We start from the raw sequence: 20,436 nt of genomic DNA, 5'->3' as shown, positions 1-20,436 counted from the left end.
TAAAAACACTAATTTCATAGGATTTAAATATATAGTCAGATTTAAAATAAAGCACCTATACCATGGTATAGGTGCTTTATAAACTTTAATCAACTCTATCAAATATTATGTGTTATAAGATACAAGTTAAATTAAATCTTAGCTCGTTTCAAGCGAAGGGAGTTACCCACAACTGTAACGGAACTGAATGCCATCGCTGTACCTGCAATCATAGGATTTAATGCACCGATGGCAGCCAATGGAATACCAATGCAGTTAAAGATCAATGCCCAGAATAGATTTTGTTTAATATTAGTCATAGTCTTACGACTGAGGCGTACTGCTTGTACTAGTGTGTGTAAATCATTTCTTACAAGAACAATATCTGCTGCCTCTACGGCAATATCTGTACCACTGCCGATAGCAAAACCAATATCTGCCGTTACAAGAGCTGGTGCATCATTGATACCATCACCAACCATGCCCACTACCAGACCTTTATCTTGTAACTCTTTTACCTTGCTAGCTTTATCTTGAGGCAAGACTTCTGCAATAACGTGAGTAATACCTGCTTGTTTAGCAATATATTGAGCTGTACGGCGATTATCACCGGTAAGCATCCACACATCGATACCTTGAGACTGTAATTCTTTTACCACCTCAATAGTTTCTGGACGCAATTCATCCTCTACAGCCCATAATGCACTGATCACACCATCTACAGCGAGAACAGACACGGAAGCACCTTGTTCTTCATAGTGTAGAATATCGTCTTGGACGGCACTTAGATCATAACCTAATTCAGACATCCAACGGCTATGACCAAGTTGTACAGATACACCTTGATATGCCCCTTGTAAACCTTTACCAGGTACATCACCGAAGCTTTCAAGCTCTACCGCTTTACCTTTATAACCATGATCTTCACCGTAGTAGACCATAGCTTTTGCAATCGGATGCGATGTACCACTTTCAAGGGCCATCATAAGGGACATATTTCTACTTTCATCACCATTATAGTTTTTGAAAGCCGTTACATCGAGAACACCTTGTGTAAGAGTGCCAGTTTTATCCATAACGATGGCATCGAGTTTACCAGCTTTTTCAAGATATTCTGCACTCTTGATGAGAACACCATGCTCCGCACCTAAGCCAGAGCCTACCATAATAGATGTTGGTGTAGCAAGTCCAAGTGCACAAGGACAAGCAATAACAAGCACTGCTGTAGCATTAATGAGAGCTACATTAACAGAATCGCCTACAATAAAATACCATACAAGGCCAGTCAATACAGCGAGGCCAATAACAATAGGCACAAAATATTGAGCAACGATATCTGCAATACGTTGAATACTTGCTTTAGAGGTTTGAGCTTCCTCTACGACTTTAATGATTTGAGAGAGCATTGTATCGGAGCCGATACGTTTTGCTTCCATTGTGAAAGCACCGCTCAAGTTAATAGTCGCCCCAATTACCTCGGAGCCTACTTGTTTTTCTACAGGCAAACTTTCACCGGTAAGCATAGCTTCATCTACAGTAGAATAGCCGTCAGTAATTGTACCATCCACAGGGATTTTTTCGCCTGCACGAACTTGTAAAATATCACCTGCTACAACCTTAGATGTAGGAATATCTACGAACTCACCGTCACGCAATACATGAGCTGTTGCAGGTTGTAAGGCAATCAATTTTTGAAGTGCTTCAGAGGTACGCCCCTTAGCAATTTCCTCTAAAAGTTTGCCAAGAAGAATGAATGTAATGAGCCAAGCTGAGGTTTCAAAGTAAATGCCATGAGGCCCAAGTTCTGGATGGAACTGCCAATTATAAATACTGAATAGATAGGCAACAGTCGTACCCATTACAACGAGAACATCCATGGTAAGGGCGCCATTCTTTACCGCACTCCACGCACTCTTATAGAACATAAGGCCAGGGCCGAACTGAGCAATGGTAGCAAGAATGAACTCTACCCATACTGGCAAGGCTTGAATGCCAAAACGATGTAATGTCATGTTAATCATCATCGGTACGGCCATACAAGCAGCAATGATAAGACGCGTAATATGAGGTTTTAAATTAACCTTTTCTATTTCTTGCTTCGTTTCATCTGCTTCCGTAGCACCGAAACCAATATTCGTAATGGCATCGATAATTTGTTGTGGCTCTACAGTAGAGCTATCTTTGTATTCTACACTCCCCTTTCGAGTGAGTAGATTAACCTTTACAGATTCTACGCCATCGATCTTAGAAACGACGTTTTCAACGCGCTTTACACAAGCAGCACAGTGCATACCTGTAATATCAAACTCTTGTTTCTTCTTGCTCATAGTATCACTTCTTTCTAACATAATCTTCAAAGATATATGTTCCTATATATCTATATAAGTCAGAAACTTATAGTAGATATATCATACATCGCTAACAGAATACTTTATAAACACGTATCATTTAATATATGAACACTTTTACATGAGTATTCATTCATAGGTCTATAATCAATAATAACATAAATTATCATTACGTCAATATCCTACCAAATCTAGAGGACTATTCCTTTTTTATAGGGGATTTAACATCTCCCCACCTATACACAACATTCATAAATAGATTATAATAAAGTGATGATGAATAAACATAAACTTTGATTCCAAAGGAGGTGAAACTATGTGTGAATCAATAAGCCCTATAGTAGAATTCACTTCGGTAGCGAAGGAGTTTCGCCACGAATATGTTGTGGAGAAATCGCGTTTTATCACAACAATATATCCTTGTTCTACAGAAGAGGAGGCGCAGGCTTTTATTAACCGCATCAACAAAGAATTTTGGGATGCCCGCCACAACTGTACGGCCTTTGCATTAGGACCAAAGCAAGAGCAACAACGCTCTTCTGACAATGGTGAGCCTTCTGGTACCGCTGGTAAACCTATGTTAGAAGTACTCAAAAAAACAGGTATTACCAATGTAGCCGTCGTAGTAACGCGCTATTTTGGAGGTATTAAGCTAGGCGCAGGTGGTTTGATTCGTGCATATTCACACTCCGTTGCAGAAACTTTACGTCTTGCCCCTAAAGAACTACACACAACACGAACTCAGTTGCAGGCTACCATCGACTATTCCTTGTATGGGGCTATAGAAAGATATGTGCAAGATCAAAAACTACATTATGAAGCAAGTTTTGGCGAACATGTAGATATTACTATCTTAGTACCTCCTACTGATGTAGAGCGCATACAAAAAGAGCTCCAAGACATGAGTCATGGAGCTGCTACTTGTACTATATTAGATTCTATTGAAGTGGTGCTACCGCTAGAACAATAATCTTACTGATGAGCACATTAATTAGTTATCACTATGGACTAATCCACTTATGCCTTGACTTAGTTCGTGACGTTTTTCATTAGTCAATGGATGAGGCCATACGCGTTCTAGTTGTTTTTTACGACTAAGACCTGTATTATGTGCAGTCATTAATCTACGTGCTTCCCAATTACGAATTGCTTTACCTAATGTTCTTTTTACTACGCCCATGATAGTACCTACTTTCTTAATCACTATATTATATAAAAATTTGTGATAAGGATAGAAAGTTTATTTCAAACACATTATTCTTTCTCTTTCCTTGATAACTATAGTATATATACCATTTTATTAAATGTGAAATTACTATTACTCAGTTCGTTATAAATTTTATTTATCTTATTTTGTGTATAATAGGGAGATTCTATGGATACATCTTACTACCACAATTTTATTACCCTCGTTCAAACGGGCAATATGACACAGGCCGCAGAGATTCTTCATATTACACAACCAGCTTTAAGTAAACAATTAAAATATTTAGAAGCTGAATTTGGGGCTCAACTCATCAATATCAAGCGCGGTCAACGAGGATCGAACTTACAACTTACTGATGCAGGTAAAATCTTCTACGAAAAAGCCCAACAACTATGTTCTATTGAAGAATCTACGTATAATGCGGTACAGCAGTTAAATTCACGCATTGAAGGTACGTTGAGAATCGCAACCTCTGCATCTCGTTCCACACCAATTGTACAACAATATTTACCAGCCTTTTCCATGAAATATCCATCAGTTCACTTTGAAATCTATGAAGGACTGATGACGAATGTAGTTAATCAACTGATTAATGGTAATGCTGAGTTAGGAATTGCTAATATCCAAATGGTAGACACTGACAAATTTGATATTCTTCTCACACAAGAAGAACACTTATATGCTATCTTCCGTCGTGATGTATTCTGGATAGACCGCGAACATGATACAATCACTTGGGATGATATCAAAAAATGCCCATTATCCCTCTCCGGCGGCTCTGTGCGAATGATTATGCAATCTAGCTTGACAGATATGGACCAACTCAATGCCGTTGCTATCACTACAACTAAGAGTTCTGCTATCGAATGGGCATCTTCTGGTAGAACTGTCTCTTTAGTTCCTATGGATGGTAAAGAGCTTGTTAACCATCGTAAAATGGCCCGCATTAAATTACCAGAATTCTCTGGAGATTTCAAAAAAGCATTTATTACCCTCAAAGGACATGCTTTATCTCCGGTAGCACAGCAATTTATTGATTTCTATAAAGCTTATGTATAATTAAATTTCTACATATGATTACTATTATGATATCAACAGTTTCCACGATTGGTATCTACCCTATGTTAGATACCAATACAATACATAAGAAAAGACCTAGTACACTATGTACTAGGTCTTTTCTTTGTCATCTTAATATGTATGGTAAGCCATCTTAAGCTGCACAAGTAAACTTTTAGTCGTTACATTTACTAGATACAAACTATTACTACCCTTGATGCACAGCACCTACTATATCAGTAATACTGTTTAGATTATATTGTTCCACATAATCGCCCATTTCACGAGCAATACGAGAAATCGCCGTGGGATCTACCATTGTAGCAACCCCAACTTGGACTGCTTGTGCACCAGCCATCATAAATTCAACAGCATCAGTGCCTGTCATAATCCCACCAAGGCCCATAATAGGAATATTAACCCCTTTATATACTTGGTGCACCATGCGAAGTGCAACCGGTTTAACAGCTGGCCCAGATAAACCACCATAAATATTACCCAATACAGGTTTACGACGATGGATATCGATAGCCATACCAAGAATGGTATTAATGAGACTGACACCATCGCCGCCACCAGCTTCTACAGCCTTTGCGATTTCCACAATATCCGTAACATTTGGTGAAAGTTTTACAATAACGGGCTTATCTGTTACTTTGCGAACCGCTTTTGTTACCTGTTCTACTACCTTTGGATCTATACCAAAAGCCATGCCTTCACAGGCAACATTTGGGCAAGATACATTAACTTCAAGGCCTGCAATACCATCTACAGATAGTGTTTCTGCCATCCACGCAAATTCCTCTACCGTACCAGCAGACATATTTGCTAGCAATGGTACATCATATTTCTTGAGGTCTGGCAAAATATCTGTAACAAAATGCTCTGCCCCTGGATTTTCAAGTCCAATACAGTTTAATACACCAGATGGTGTTTCTGCAATACGAGTCCCTGGATTACCATGACGACCTTTAGGCGTTAATCCTTTTACAGAAATAGCACCTACTTCATTACTAAGGTCTAAATAACCAGCATACTCAGGGCCATTACCAAAGGTACCAGATGCAGCGATAATAGGATTTTTCATCTTAATCCCACAATAATCTACAGCAAGCTTTGGATTAGGTGTAACGGTGTTATTTAAATCGCGTTCACTCATTAAAAGAACACCTCCTCAGCTGGGAATACAGGACCATCTTTACAAACTTTATAACGTTTGCCACCGGCACCATCACAAGCGCAACCTAAGCAACCGCCTGTACCACATCCCATGCGTTCTTCAAGAGATACTTGGCATGGTACATTGAGCTCTTTAGCAACTTTTGCCACACCCTTCATCATCGGTGTAGGACCACAAGTCATAACAGATGTGAACGTATTGGCGTTAATAAGTTCTGGCATGATCGCTGTAGGGAAACCTTTTGTACCTACGCTACCATCATCAGTAGTGATATGTACCTCTACAGGCGTATCTTTGAATAAGTCTGCCCAGAAGGTTTCACTTTCATTTCTAAAGCCCAAAATAACTTGTGCTTCTTCACCGTTTTGCAAGTGAGACGCGATGCATAGCATCGGTGCAATACCAACACCACCACCAACAAGTAGCATATTATTAGATGTTACAAATGGTTCACCCAAAGGTCCTAAACAATCTAATGTATCACCAGGCACGAGACGTGTCATAATTTCAGTCCCCTTGCCTACGACGCGATACAAAAGGGTAATAGTCCCCTTTTGTACATCGAATCCAGCATAGCTAATAGGGCGACGCAATAATGGCGCCGTAGAGTCCGCTACGCGAACATTACAAAACTGTCCTACCTTTGCTTCTGCTGCCTGTTTTGGTGCGTGAATATCCATAATCCACACATCAGAGCCTATTTGCTCATTGCGAACGACTTCGCCCTGTTCTACATAACCACTCATGGTTTTACTCCAATTCAAAATCTTGTAATGCTTCTACATTGTAGTTAGCATCATCTTTACGGTTTGCTACAACGCGCAATACTTCACGAGCTGTATCAAGACTTGTTAAGCATGGTGTACCCATTTCTACAGCAAGACGACGCAATTGGAACCCTTCACGTTCAGGACGTTTACCTGCCGTCAATGTATTAAGTACAAGATCGACTTTATCTTGACGAATGTGGTCAGCACAGTTGTCATCACCTTCAGAGATTTTGTTAACTACCTTGCAGTCAATGCCATGTTCTTTGAAGTATTTACCAGTACCACCCGTTGCTTCAATGTGATAGCCCAATTCAATAAAGCCTTTTGCTAATTGACTCGCTTCATCTTTATCGCGATCTGCAACAGTCATAAGGATTGTACCATCTTCTGGGATACGCATGTTAGCGCCATTGATTGCTTTAAACAAAGCTTCAGAATATGTGCGACCAATACCCATAACTTCACCAGTAGATTTCATTTCAGGTCCAAGAGCAATTTCTACAAGGCCCATTTTGGAGAAGGAGAATACAGGTGCTTTTACAGCTACATATGGTTTATTAGGTACAAGACCGAGTGGCAAGCCTAAATCTTTTAAGCTTTCACCAAGAGCAATGCGTGTTGCATATTCTACCATATTAATGCCTGTAACCTTAGAAATGAATGGTACAGTACGACTAGAACGAGGGTTAACTTCAATTACGTTAAGTTCACCATCAGCCACGATATATTGAATGTTAAGTACACCTTTAACATTAAGGCCTACTGCAATACGACGTGTATAGTCTACAATTTGATCAATCAATTCTTGGCTCAAATGTTGAGCAGGATAAACGGCCATGGAGTCACCAGAGTGAACACCAGCGCGTTCGATTTGTTCCATAATACCAGGAATACATACGTCAGTACCATCGGAAATAGCGTCAACCTCTACTTCCATACCAACCATGTAACGGTCGATAAGAACAGGATGTTCCTTGGATGCAACTACAGCTTCCTTCATGTATACATCAAGCTCTTTATCGTTGTATACGATTTCCATGGCACGACCGCCCAATACATAGGAAGGACGAACAATCAATGGATATTTCAAGTTTTTAGCTGCTGCTTGTGCTTCTTCATCAGAAGTTACAAGAGCACCTACTGGACGTGGAATACCAAGTTTTGCCAACAATTCATCAAAGCGTTCACGGTCTTCTGCCATATCAATGCTATCTACGGATGTACCGAGGATTTTGACACCACGCTTAGCTAATGGGCCTGCCAAGTTAATCGCCGTTTGACCACCGAATTGAGCAATAACATCAGCTGGTTTTTCTTTATCAATGATTTCCATTACATCGTCCACTGTTAATGGTTCGAAGTACAAGGAATCAGAAATATCAAAGTCAGTAGACACTGTTTCTGGGTTATTATTAATCATAATGGATTGGTAACCCGCTTTACGAAGTGCCCAAGAGGAATGTACGGAGCAGTAGTCGAACTCTACGCCTTGACCGATACGAATTGGACCAGAACCAAGAACTACAACGGATTTTTCACCTAGTGGTTTAACTTCGTCTTCTTGTGCATAAGCACTGTAGTAGTACGGTGTTTTAGATTCGAATTCGGCAGCACATGTATCTACATATTTATAGGTTGGAAGAATGTTCCATTCTTTACGTTTTGCACGAACATCTTCTACAGTTGTATTAGCATAACGAGCGATAACAGAATCAGTGAAGGAATAACGTTTTGCTTTGCGCAATACTTCTTCTGTTAAACCATGTTCAGCTAACGCTTTTTCTACATTAACAATGTTTTTGATTTTCTCAATAAAGAATGTATCAATTTTTGTAATGTAATGAATTTTCTCTACACTAATGCCCTTGCGAAGTGCTTCTGCTACAACATAGATACGTTCATCATCTACTAAATGTAAACGTTCAATCAATTGTTCCATGGACTCATGAGAGATTTTCTTAAGCTCAATATGGTCTAAACCAATTTCCAAGGAACGAATTGCTTTAAGTAAAGAACCTTCTAAAGAACGGTCAATAGCCATAACTTCGCCAGTAGCCTTCATTTGAGTGCCCAATGTACGGTCTGCCAAATTGAATTTTTCAAATGGCCAACGTGGGAACTTAGTTACTACATAGTCCAGTGTAGGTTCGAAGCATGCTTTTGTTTCGCCAGTTACAGCATTTGTAATTTGATCCAATGTCATGCCTACTGCAATTTTTGCAGCTACCTTCGCAATTGGATAACCAGTTGCTTTAGATGCTAATGCAGAGGAACGGGATACACGAGGGTTTACTTCGATAACGATATATTCATTGCTATTAGGATTCAAGGCGTATTGTACATTACAACCACCTTCGATTTTCAAATAACGAATGATTTCTACAGATGCAGTACGGAGCATTTGGTATTGAATATCGTTCAATGTTTGGCTTGGTGCCACAACGATGGAGTCACCAGTATGTACGCCAACAGGGTCGATATTTTCCATGTTACATACAATGATACAGTTATCTGCACTATCGCGCATTACTTCGTATTCGATTTCTTTCCAGCCTGCTACAGAACGTTCTGCTAGGATTTGGTGAATTGGTGAGAGTTTCAAACCACGGCGTGTGATTTCATACATTTCATCTTCGTTATGCGCAATACCGCCACCAGTACCACCCAATGTATAGGCAGGACGGATGATGATAGGATAACCAATGCGATTAGCAAAGGCTACAGCTTCTTCAAGATCGTTAAAGATATCGGATTCAGGAACTGGTTGGTTGATTTCCTTCATCGCTTCTTTGAAGAGCTCACGGTCTTCGGCTTGTTTGATTGCTTCAAGAGTTGTACCAAGAAGTTTTACACCGTATTCTTCTAATATGCCAGCTTCAGACAATTGTACGGCCATATTAAGACCTACTTGGCCACCTAATGTAGCCAATAAGCCCCAAGGGCGTTCTTTTTTGATTACTTCTGTTACGAATTCAAGACTAATTGGTTCTACATATACGCGGTCTGCAATATCTGTATCAGTCATAATTGTAGCAGGATTGGAGTTAACCAATACTACTTTATAACCTTCTTCACGAAGGGAACGGCATGCTTGTGTACCAGCATAGTCAAACTCTGCAGCTTGGCCGATAATAATTGGACCAGAACCAATTACAAGTACTTTTTTTGCTTCTGTGGTCATATTATTTTCCCTTTCTCATTAAGTCTTCAAATTCGTCAAATAAATATAGATTATCAGTAGGTCCTGGGGACGCTTCTGGGTGATATTGTACAGAGAAAATAGGCAATTCTTTATGGCGCATACCTTCTACAGTGCCATCATTTACACTGCGATGTGTAATTTCTACAAAATCTGGCAAGGAAGTATCATCTACTGCATAGCCATGGTTTTGAGATGTAATATATACACGGCCTGTACGTAAATCTTGTACTGGATGGTTAGAGCCACGGTGACCAAACTTCAATTTAAATGTTGTACCACCATAGGCTTGTGCCAATACTTGATGGCCCATGCAAATGCCGAAGATAGGTTTTTTACCGAACAATTTCTTTACCTCTTCTACAGCATAGCCAAGATCTTGAGGGTCTCCAGGGCCGTTGGATAAGAATACACCATCTGGATTTGCTGCTAACACATCTTCAGCCTTAGCATCTGCAGGGAACACTGTTAATCGGCAACCAGCTGCTTCTAAAGAACGAAGGATATTTTCCTTTACACCATAGTCCATTACAGCTACATGGAACTCTGCATTTTTATCGCCACGCATACCTTGCCATTTTGTAGTTACACGCATAACTTGATCTGTTGGCAAGTCTTGTTTAAATAATTTTTGGATATCTTCCATAGGGTAATCAGAACGTACAAGTACGCCTTTCATTACACCATGATTACGAAGAACACGTGTAATAGCACGTGTATCTACATCATAAAGGCAAGGGATTCCGTGTAAACGAAGATACTCACTAAATAGGCCTTCATTTTGCCAGTTAGATGGGAAATCACACAGTTCGCCTACGATAAAGCCTTTACAATATGGTTTAGGACCTTGAGTAATAGCATTCAATGTACCATAATTACCAATCAAAGGATATGTTAATGTAATAATTTGATCTGCATAGGACGGGTCAGTCAAGATTTCTTGATACCCTGTCATACCTGTGTTAAATACAACTTCCCCTAATGTAGGAGCGCCACCTAATAAGGAACCTTCAAACACGGAACCATCTTCAAGAACTAACTTGCCTTTCATTATAAGACTACGCCCTCCTTCATAACTACTTTGCCATCAACTACTGTGAGTTTGGCCTTACCGGTAACAGTCATACCATCAAATGGGCTGACTTTGCCTTTTGTATAGAATTTATTGCGATCTACTGTCCACTCTTCAGTTGTTGAGAATACAGTAATGTCTGCTGGTTTACCAACTTCAAGAACACCTGCATCAAGGCGCATTAATTCAGCTGGACGTGTACTCATATAGTATACAACTTGGTCGATGCTAAGTTTATCTGGACCATATGCATTAGTAATAACCGCTGCCAAAGATGTTTCGAGACCACTGAAACCATTTGGTGCACAGCAGAACTCATGGTCTTTTTCTTCATACGCATGTGGTGCATGGTCTGTAATAATTGCATCAATTGTGCCATCTTTCAAGCCTTCTAATAATGCTTGGCGATGATCTTCGGATCGAATTGGAGGAGCCATTTTGAACGCTGGGTTATATTCGCGTAAATATTCATCTGTGAAAGATAAATGTTGGCTTGTAACTTCACATGTTACATTAAGACCTTTTGCTTTTGCACGACGAACCATATCCACAGTATTTTTACTACTTACGTGAGCAATATGAATGTGACCACCTGTCATTTCAGACAACAAGATGTCACGAGCAACAGCCAAATCTTCAGCTACTGCAGGACGACCAATAACACCTAATTCATAGGAAACGATACCTTCATGCATATGACCATTTTTAGTCAATGTAATGTCTTCTGCATGGTCGATAACCATTTTATTGAACATGGAGGAGTATTCTAAGGCACGACGCATAAACGCGGCATTTTCTACATAGTGACCATCATCAGAGAAGGCTACTACACCGGCTTCTGCCATATCTCCCATTTCAGCAAGTTCTTTACCTTCAAGGCCTTTGGATACAGCACCAATAAATTCTACTTTCACAACGCCAGTGAGTTCAGCCTGTTTTTGTAAACCTCTTACGAGTGCAGCATTATCTACAACTGGGTTTGTATTAGCCATAGTGACTACACGTGTGAAACCACCAGCGGCAGCCGCTTGTGTACCAGAGTGGAAATCTTCTTTAGCTTCTTGGCCTGGTTCACGCAAATGTGTGTGAATATCGATAAGACCAGGTGCTACGATAAGACCTGTTGCATCATATACTTCAGCACCTTCAGCACTTAAGTTTTGACCGATGGCTGCAATTTTACCATCTTTTACGAGAACGTCTGCTACTTCGTTTTGTTTTTTTGCCGGATTAACTACCGTACCATTTTTAATAAGCAAGCTCACTACCGTCACCTCCGATAATAGTTAAGTACAATACAGCCATACGTACAGCTACGCCATTACGTACCTGTTCTTGAATTACGGATTGATCAGAATATGCTACATCTGGTGCAATTTCAAGGCCACGGTTCATAGGACCTGGATGCATTACCATCACATCATCTTTAGCCAATTTCAATACATCATTGTTAATACCAAAGATACGTGCATATTCTCTATTTGTAGGATACAACGCAGAATGAATACGTTCTAATTGAATGCGAAGTACGTTAACCACATCTGCATCAGCCACTGCTTCACGAATATCGTGGTGTACGGTAACACCTAATTTTTCGAGCTCTGGATATACCATAGTACGAGGACCAGCCAAATGTACTTTAGCACCCATTTTTGTAAGGCCATAAATATTAGATCTTGCTACACGGCTATGCATAATATCGCCTAGAATAACAACTTTTAGACCTTCAATAGATTCTTTTTTCTCTAAAATGGAGTACATATCTAATAATGCTTGTGTTGGATGTTCATGAGCGCCGTCACCAGCATTGATGATGATAGGATCTACTGCTTTAGTCGCATATAGAGGAGCCCCTTCTGCACTATGACGCATTACGATAGCATCTGTGCCCATATAGGATAATGTTAGCAAAGTATCACGGAAGCTTTCACCTTTACCCATGGAAGAACCACTAGGAGAAAGATTAATAACGTCAGCCCCTAAATATTTGCCGGCCAATTCAAAGGAACTACGGGTACGAGTACTTGGCTCCATAAAGAGGTTAACAATAGATTTCCCCTTTAAAAGTGGAACCTTCTTGTCATCAGAAAGAACGATTTTTTTCATTTTTTTTGCCACATTTAAAATCAATTTGATTTCTTCAGGTGACACATTTTGCAAACCTAATAAATGTTTGCCTTTTAGGCTAACTTGTCCCATGATTTCCTCCTAACTCACGTAACAAAAAAGACCTTTTGCCCAGGGCAAAAGGTCAAATAGTTTGCACAAAGAAGCCCTTATGGGGCGCTTCAACTATATTCCTTTCTCAGCCTCTCTGGACTAAATTAAAAGGTTTTGTAATATGCAATGGTCTCTCGTACCATGGATGCATTTTCTTTATTTATTGTACTGAATCTGCCCTTGAAAGTCAATGTGAAAGCAAAAGTTCATAAGTATTTTAAAAAGAGGACAAACCCTCAAAAGTGGCTTGTCCTCTCTATACTTCACAAATTGTTTCCTTATAATCCATCTATAATTAGATACAAATAATTTTCATTATTATAAGCTAATATTACTGACCCATAGGATATAATTTTGGTGGATTTTGATCATCATTTTGTTGACCTTGCTGTGAACTATAAGGAGCTTGACCTTGTTGACCATCAGTCATTGGATTTTGCTGTACATATTGTTGATTTTGTTGTGGTTGCCGTTGGTCACGACGACGTGTATTTTGAGATGCAGTCGGTCTAGGTTTAGTCAACTCATCAATAGATACAGCATTTGGAATAGTTACACTTGGTGTATCCTCATGTACATCATCAAGTTCGCCGAAGGAAGGTCCTGTTTTAGCAGCTTGTGCTGCCTTACGTTCTGCCTCAATTTGTTGACGTGCAAGTTCTGCGCGACGACGAGCATTTTCTTGTTGTTCTTTGACACGTTGAATCGCTTCAGCTCGCTCTTTTGCTTTACGTTCAACTTCGGCTTGCGCAAGAGCTTGCTGACGTGCTTCTTCCGCCTTACGTTCCGCTTCTAAGTGAGCTTGGTAACGTTCTTCAGCAATGCGTTTTGCCTCTGCCGCTTGGCGTTCAGCCTCTGCACGTTCTGCAGCCAATCTAACTTGCTCTGCTTTACGTGCCTCAGCAGCTATACGTACTTCTTCGGCTTTTCGCGCTTCTTCTGCTCGTCTAGCCTCTTCTATACGGCGTGCTTCCTCTGCTCTACGAACCTCTTCTGCACGTTTTGCTTCTGCTGCAATTCGAGCTTCCTCTGCCTTACGAAGTTCTTCTGCTCGTTTTGCTTCTGCTGCAATTCGAGCTTCCTCTGCTTTACGCAATTCTTCCTGACGTTTTGCTTCAGCAGCAACGCGAGCTTCTTCAGCTTTTTTTGCCTCTAACGCTGCCTTTTCTGCTGCCCGTTGTGCTTCAAATCGAGCCTTGGCTTCTGCGGCTTGTCTAGCTTCTTCAGCTTTACGAGCGGCTTCAATACGAGCCGCTTCTATTCTACGTTCTTCTTCAAGACGTTTCGCTTCTGCCGCTACACGAGCTTCCTCCGCTTTACGGGCCGCTTCTAAACGATCCACCTCAGCCTTTCTTGTAGCTTCAATACGCGCCATTTCTGCTTTACGTTCTTCTTCGGCCTTACGTGCTTCAGCTACTTTTCGATCAAGCTCAGCTTTTCTTTCAGCTTCTAGTCGTTTAGCTTCTTCTGCTTGGCGCATTTCTTCAGCTTTTTTAGCTTCTAATGCAGCTTTTTCTTTTGCAGCTTGTGCTTCTTGAGCCGCCTTCAATTCAGCAGCTTTGCGATCAGCTTCAGCTTTTTCTGCCATTTTACGCTCAATTTCAGCATGTTTAGCTTCTGCAGCCTTGCGTGCCATTTCTGCTTTTTCAGCAGCTAATTTAGCTTCTTCTGCTTTTTTACGAGCTAATGTTTCCTCCGCTTCTTTTGATTTTTTAAGTTGAGCTTCTTTTTTAGCTTCAGCAGCTGCTTTATCACTTAACTTTTTAGTTTCTTCATGAGCGATATTCTCTGCCTGCTTACTAGGTGTCAATGTGGATTTTGTAGTATCTACAGTACCTTTATTGCTATCTTTACTACCTATAGGGCCTACCGGAATTTGCGTAGTCCCTTGAGTTGGATGACCTAAACTATCTTTTACATCCTTAGGAACATTAACAGCAATAGTTTGATGTTTTTGTGGATTCGCAAGAGATTCAGGAATTAACAAAAACCGTATCGGCAAGTTAGATGCCCCTGCAGGCATAAAGTTTAATGTTAATAAATCACCTGCGTTATAGTTACCCATGATGCGACTATCTAAAATAGTTCCATCCCCAAGTGCAGAGATACCATCAGAACCGCCAATATGATAGGTTCGTGTATCTGTTTGACCGCGACGAGCACCTTGTTGGTGTAATGCTTTCACCGTAAAGGAACCAGAATAGGGACCACCAAGAGGGTTAAAATACAATCTAAATGGTTCATTACCTTTTGTAGGAATTTTTAAAGTATATGAGACACCATAGTTACCACGGTCACGAACAAATGCTTTATTTTGCATTTCGTCTACACCGTTGATAAACATATCTTCACGATCATTACCGATTTCTACAAAAGCACCACCTAATGTCGTATCAAATGGTGTAGTAACCTCCATATTACGCTTAGACCCAGTATAGGTACCACGCAACTGAATTTCATCAATAGGCAAATTTTTCGCCCAATGAGATGCATCTACAGCATCCATCCCCATAGGCAACATCATAACACGAGCAAAGATTGGTGCCTCTGTTTTAATATCTACGATACCGGTAAATAATTCATCTCGATATACTGGTGTATTTTCCAAATCACTAAAGATTAATTGGCGCCCTTGTGGCGGAATACTTAGCGAATATAAAGGTCTCGCATTGGGACTTTCATCTAAAGGATGCTCTAAGTCCTTCCGGGATAAATCACGACCAGCAGCAAAATAATCTGGTGTGGCCACAGATTTCAACTGTCTCATCACATGAACAGTATTGGGATACGCCGATTGATTCTCCAATACGATAGCAATCTTATGGGGCTGATCCATTTCATTTACATGGTAAAAATAGATACGACCATTTCCATTAATTGTACCTGCACTAAGTGTACCACCTACTGGTCCTACATATTCAGGGCTATCTGATAGTAGCAATGTATCCGTTTGAGACACCAAACTTGGTGGCAACGGAGAAAACTGAAAATATCCAATTGATTGTAAATCTATATCACGAGCCTCTACATGGCCTGTAAGAGCAGCCATGGCGGCCATCGCTGCGGCTACACAATATTTTGATTTATAAGAAAACATATATTAATACCTCTATATTTCTTCAAGCCCCATAGGGTCATATGTAAGTGCTAATGCTTCGATTTTCTTTAAACGATGTCCAATACCCGACTTAGATAATTCGCCATCCATCAATTCTTCAAGTTCTTTCAGACTCGCTTCTGGATTGTCCCATCTCAATCTTGCTACAATCCGCAACTTTTCAGGCAATTCATCAATACCAATTTCTCTATCGATAATTCGAATAGCCTTTACCTGGCGTACTGCAGCATCTACAACCTTTTGCAAATTTGCAGTCTCACAGTTTACTTGTCGATTAATTTGATTTCGCACAGTTTTCATTATGCGCACGTTTTCAAATTCCATCAGTGCTGATTGAGCACCCATAATTTGCAAACAACTCGTTACAGCGTCCCCTTCTTTAAGATATACTACATACTCTTCCTTACGCTCAGTCAAACCTGCATGAATATGAAATAACCGCAATACATGTATAATTTCCTTTGCAAAATTCTCATTCCCCGTCATAAACTCGAGATGATAGTCACTTTGTGGCTTATTAACAGATCCACCGCCTAAAAAGGCACCCCGTAAAAAAGCACGTCGTGCCTCCATAGATTTAAGCCAACTACGAGGAATTTGTTCAGTCACAGGCCATAAAGCAAGATCTTCTAACGCCTGTCGCCCTTCTATAGATGGCTCTACAGATAAAGTATACATATTTTTCTTGCGCAAGTTTAGTCCTTGTCGTACTAATACATTGGTAGGTAATTCATATTGTTTTTTTAATATGCCTAACAAGCGACGAGCTACTGCATTATTTGCAGTAGCCAATCTAATACCAACAGCACCCTTCATCCCCAGAATGATAGATCCACCCATGCGCAATAAGCAAGATGCTTCAATTTTCATGGCCAAATCTGCATCACTAGAGGATTCATATTGGCATAATTCATTTTTTACATCTTCAGCAAATGACATAGGTATCCCTTCTCATTAATGATCATCTCGTTGGAGATAGTACTCTAGGATATGTGGTTCAGTATCTGATTGCATAGCATGCACAATATCCATAATTACTTTACCTAACCGTTCAGGATCATGAACAGCCGGCTTTTTAGGACTTATCAATGTAGCCCGAATCGTACGTATTCCTTTAGCTTGTAGCTTCTTAGTATCTAATACTACAGGCTCTGAACCTACAGCACTATATTGTTCTACCATTTGAATTGGTAAAGGCCCATCGTTAGCAAGTACAGTATCTACAATGCCTTCACCACCATGTGCAATGAGAGCCTCCACATGATCACTTAAGGTATAACCTGTAGTTTCACCAGGTTGAGTCATAACATTAGCAATGTAAATTTTATTTGCCTTACTAGCGCGTACATGAGATGCAATTTTATCAGTTAACAAATTCGGAATAATACTTGTATATAAGCTACCCGGGCCAAAGATGATAACATCTGCTTCATCGATAGCACGTAACGCAGCACCTTCTGGTTTTGGCTGTGCTGGCTCACTATACATATGGCGAATGCGTTTACCAGAATTAGGAATATTACTTTCACCTTCTACGATAGTACCATCGGTCATCTCCGCTACTAATTTAATGAACTCAGTAGACGACGGAATTACACGACCTCGTACACGCAACAATTTACTAGCCGCTTCAAGCGCTTCCTCCACATCGCCATCATATACTTGAGCAAGTGCTGTGATAAAGAGGTTACCAAAACTATGCCCAGATAGCTCATTTTCCCCTTCAAAGCGATAACGGAAAAGATTTTCCATAACCCCTTCTTGTTCAGCTAATGCAATCAAGCAGTTTCTCAAATCGCCAGGAGCAATCATTTTAAAATCTTCACGCAAGCGCCCCGATGAACCACCATCGTCAGCTACGGTTACAATAGCAGACAAATTAGAGGTGTGTATTTTTAATCCACGTAATAAATTTGATAGCCCTGTACCACCGCCGATAACAACGATCTTAGGACCTTTATCGAGGCGTATATTTTGGAAAATAATATCTGACACCTTACTATCAGGATTAGGTAATACAGCACGAATAATCGTTTTAATAACCTTACTCGTACCGATTAACATTAACACAGCGCCAATCGATAGTACAACAGCGCCTACAGCAATGAGCACATTATAATTGTAAAAGCCCGTCATATTATAAGAAAAGGCTAATACAATATCTTCAAGAACGGCAAGCCATTGATAATTAAATATCAATGAAATGCCTATGATTAAAAGACCTACACCACAACTAAATAGGGCAAGCCAACGTTTTATATTTAGGCCCGGAATAAGCCACCGAAACCATCTTTTTCGCAACATATGAACCCCTATCTAGTTACCAAATGTTTTAATTTCATGAGGATTATAATCTTCTTCTACATTATTTTTCATCATATCTCGATGTTCTACAGAAACGCGATAGCCGTTTTCTAATAGATGCGAATATAATGCTTCTGCCATAGCCACAGATCGATGCATACCACCTGTACAGCCTACAGCAACGATAAATTGAGACTTCCCTTCTTGTTCATAATTAGGCACAAGAAAATCAATGGTATCAAAATAACGCTTTTTAAATTCCTCTGTAACTTCAAAAGAATGAATATATTCATTTACAGCTTTCACACGACCTGTTTTATGACGGAAATCTGGAATGTAGAATGGGTTTGGTAAAAATCGAACATCCCAAACCATATCCGCATCCAATGGTAATCCATATTTAAAGCCAAAGCTTACAACTGTAATAGACATGCCATGCCCTTCATCAACTTGAGTAAATCGTGTTTTTAAATACTCTTTGAGGCTCGCAGTTTTCATATTCGTTGTATCAATAATGAAGTCTGCTTTATGTCGTACAGAATTTAATATCTGACGTTCTTCTTTCAAACCTGTAGTGATCATCCCATCTGGAGCCAGTGGATGGCTGCGACGACTTTCTTTATATCGTCTAATTAACGTCTCATCTGTGGCATCCATAAAGACAATTTCATAATCTACCTTCATTTCTCTTAATGTTTCAAGAGATGATGAAAGAGCTTCAAAGAATTCACCACCGCGAATATCTACGACTAAAGCTACACGGTTTGTACGTTCTCCACCTTGTCGACAAATTTCACTTAGCTTAGGAATCAGTATAGGAGGAATATTATCAATACATAGATAGCCCATATCCTCTAATGCTTGTAGAACCTGAGTTTTGCCGGCACCAGACATGCCTGTAACAATTAATAAACGAAATGCTTCCATAGTTTTACTCCATTATAAAAGATTCTTTTCTATCCAGTGAGCTACACCATCTTCATTATGATGACCACATACTTCATTAGCCACAGATTTTACATGTTCTGTTGCATTTGAAACAGCTACCGAATATCCCGTTTCACTTAACATAGAAATATCGTTCTCTGCATTTCCAAAGGAAACTATATTTTCAAGACTAAGATTATTATCTAGAGCTAATTGAGCTAATGCACGCCCTTTTGATACATTCGGTGCAGTGATTTCGAGGAAATCTCGTTGACTACGCACTAATGTAACTTGATTACCAACTAATGGGGTCAAGATATCAATAATTCTATCGATTCCTTCTTCTGTATCGATAGCAATGAGCTTATTGGGTTCTGAAGAAAGTGTATAAATTGTATCCCCTAAAAACTCAGCTACAGCCCCTGTTTGCTGTTCATAATGATCGGATTGCCAATTTTTATGATGACACAGTAAATGATCATCTACGTACGATTGTATATGCCAACTATATTGTTGACCGAGTTGAAAAACACGATGTACTACATCTATAGGAACAGTTTGTTCAAATAGCTTATATCCCGTTTCTAACTCCTGGATTAAACCACCAGAGAACAGTATCATAGGAACATTACCAAGTTGTAATGCTAATCCAATTGGTTTTGCCGTTTGATACATGCGTCCAGTTGCAATTGTTATACCAATTCCCTTCTGCTGCAAGCGATGCAATACATCAACTGTATACGCAGAAACTGTATTATCACTTCGAACTAACGTCTCATCACAATCGATGGCTACCATTTTTATATGAGAAAAAGAAGGATTCATTCTTACCTCCTTCACAAGAAAATCTAATACTCTTTATTATACCATTTATAATACTTATATAGATAGAAATATACAGTAATCCTTTATCAAAAATATTTTACACCTCCCAGTAATAAAGCTAATAAATGATCAAATTAAAGATAAGTATAATTTGTATATAAATCGATCTATAATTATCAAAATTGCATAATAAAAGGCATTCTATATCAATTTGTTATAGAATTTTAT

The 20,436-nt window shown here is 39.7% G+C and carries 15 protein-coding genes; 2 read left to right on the top strand and 13 right to left on the bottom strand.

Annotated features, from left to right (window positions below):
• Positions 1-131: 131 nt before the first annotated feature.
• Positions 132-2,306 (bottom strand): heavy metal translocating P-type ATPase, encoded by a 2,175-nt coding sequence (locus O3607_RS07555; RefSeq protein WP_371443645.1) that lies wholly within the window; start codon positions 2,304-2,306, stop codon positions 132-134.
• A gap of 337 nt (positions 2,307-2,643) precedes the next feature.
• Here O3607_RS07555 and O3607_RS07550 point away from each other — a divergent pair, with 337 nt between their 5' ends.
• Entirely contained in the window at positions 2,644-3,297 is a 654-nt protein-coding gene (locus tag O3607_RS07550) for a YigZ family protein (RefSeq protein WP_024065725.1), read from the top strand.
• A gap of 21 nt (positions 3,298-3,318) precedes the next feature.
• On the opposite strand, the gene O3607_RS07545 is transcribed toward O3607_RS07550, so the two are convergent.
• Positions 3,319-3,507 (bottom strand): hypothetical protein, encoded by a 189-nt coding sequence (locus O3607_RS07545; protein WP_024065726.1) that lies wholly within the window; start codon positions 3,505-3,507, stop codon positions 3,319-3,321.
• 195 nt (positions 3,508-3,702) lie between these two features.
• On the opposite strand from O3607_RS07545, the gene O3607_RS07540 reads away from it, so the two are divergent.
• Entirely contained in the window at positions 3,703-4,593 is an 891-nt protein-coding gene (locus O3607_RS07540) for a LysR family transcriptional regulator (protein WP_060924918.1), read from the top strand.
• 208 nt (positions 4,594-4,801) lie between these two features.
• On the opposite strand, the gene O3607_RS07535 is transcribed toward O3607_RS07540, so the two are convergent.
• From O3607_RS07535 to O3607_RS07485, 11 genes are all read right to left on the bottom strand, one after another.
• Positions 4,802-5,752 (bottom strand): dihydroorotate dehydrogenase, encoded by a 951-nt coding sequence (locus O3607_RS07535; RefSeq protein ID WP_024065728.1) that lies wholly within the window; start codon positions 5,750-5,752, stop codon positions 4,802-4,804.
• Entirely contained in the window at positions 5,752-6,519 is a 768-nt protein-coding gene (locus O3607_RS07530) for a dihydroorotate dehydrogenase electron transfer subunit (protein ID WP_119206528.1), read from the bottom strand. Before O3607_RS07530 ends, O3607_RS07535 begins: the two co-directional genes overlap by 1 nt.
• 4 nt (positions 6,520-6,523) lie before the next feature.
• Complete coding sequence (gene carB, locus O3607_RS07525; RefSeq protein WP_371443644.1) at positions 6,524-9,724, bottom strand: carbamoyl-phosphate synthase large subunit; 3,201 nt, start codon at positions 9,722-9,724, stop codon at positions 6,524-6,526.
• Position 9,725: 1 nt separating this feature from the next.
• Positions 9,726-10,793 carry a glutamine-hydrolyzing carbamoyl-phosphate synthase small subunit gene (gene carA, locus O3607_RS07520; protein ID WP_060924922.1) on the bottom strand — a complete coding sequence of 356 codons (1,068 nt, stop codon included), beginning with the start codon at positions 10,791-10,793 and terminating at the stop codon, positions 9,726-9,728.
• Positions 10,793-12,079, bottom strand: coding sequence for a dihydroorotase (locus O3607_RS07515; protein ID WP_039969456.1), 1,287 nt, complete (start codon positions 12,077-12,079; stop codon positions 10,793-10,795). The genes carA and O3607_RS07515 overlap by 1 nt, the downstream gene beginning before the upstream one ends.
• A complete protein-coding gene (locus O3607_RS07510; protein WP_060924924.1) occupies positions 12,063-13,013 on the bottom strand; it encodes an aspartate carbamoyltransferase catalytic subunit in 951 nt (316 codons plus the stop codon). The genes O3607_RS07515 and O3607_RS07510 overlap by 17 nt, the downstream gene beginning before the upstream one ends.
• 352 nt (positions 13,014-13,365) lie before the next feature.
• Complete coding sequence (locus tag O3607_RS07505) at positions 13,366-16,131, bottom strand: ATPase (RefSeq protein ID WP_371443643.1); 2,766 nt, start codon at positions 16,129-16,131, stop codon at positions 13,366-13,368.
• A gap of 12 nt (positions 16,132-16,143) precedes the next feature.
• Positions 16,144-17,091: a DNA-binding protein WhiA gene (gene whiA, locus O3607_RS07500; protein WP_060924926.1), complete on the bottom strand. Its 948-nt coding sequence runs from the start codon at positions 17,089-17,091 to the stop codon at positions 16,144-16,146.
• Between the two features lie 15 nt (positions 17,092-17,106).
• Positions 17,107-18,456, bottom strand: coding sequence for a uridine diphosphate-N-acetylglucosamine-binding protein YvcK (gene yvcK / locus O3607_RS07495; protein ID WP_156718919.1), 1,350 nt, complete (start codon positions 18,454-18,456; stop codon positions 17,107-17,109).
• A gap of 12 nt (positions 18,457-18,468) precedes the next feature.
• Complete coding sequence (gene rapZ / locus O3607_RS07490) at positions 18,469-19,383, bottom strand: RNase adapter RapZ (RefSeq protein ID WP_105086205.1); 915 nt, start codon at positions 19,381-19,383, stop codon at positions 18,469-18,471.
• A gap of 12 nt (positions 19,384-19,395) precedes the next feature.
• A complete protein-coding gene (locus O3607_RS07485; protein WP_156718920.1) occupies positions 19,396-20,208 on the bottom strand; it encodes a Cof-type HAD-IIB family hydrolase in 813 nt (270 codons plus the stop codon).
• Positions 20,209-20,436: the final 228 nt, after the last annotated feature.

This window comes from Veillonella sp. 20925_1_51 (genome assembly GCF_041431445.1).
Lineage (GTDB): Bacteria > Bacillota > Negativicutes > Veillonellales > Veillonellaceae > Veillonella > Veillonella nakazawae.
Note: the sequence above shows the minus strand (reverse complement) of the source record. Positions and strands in the feature narration are given on the sequence as shown.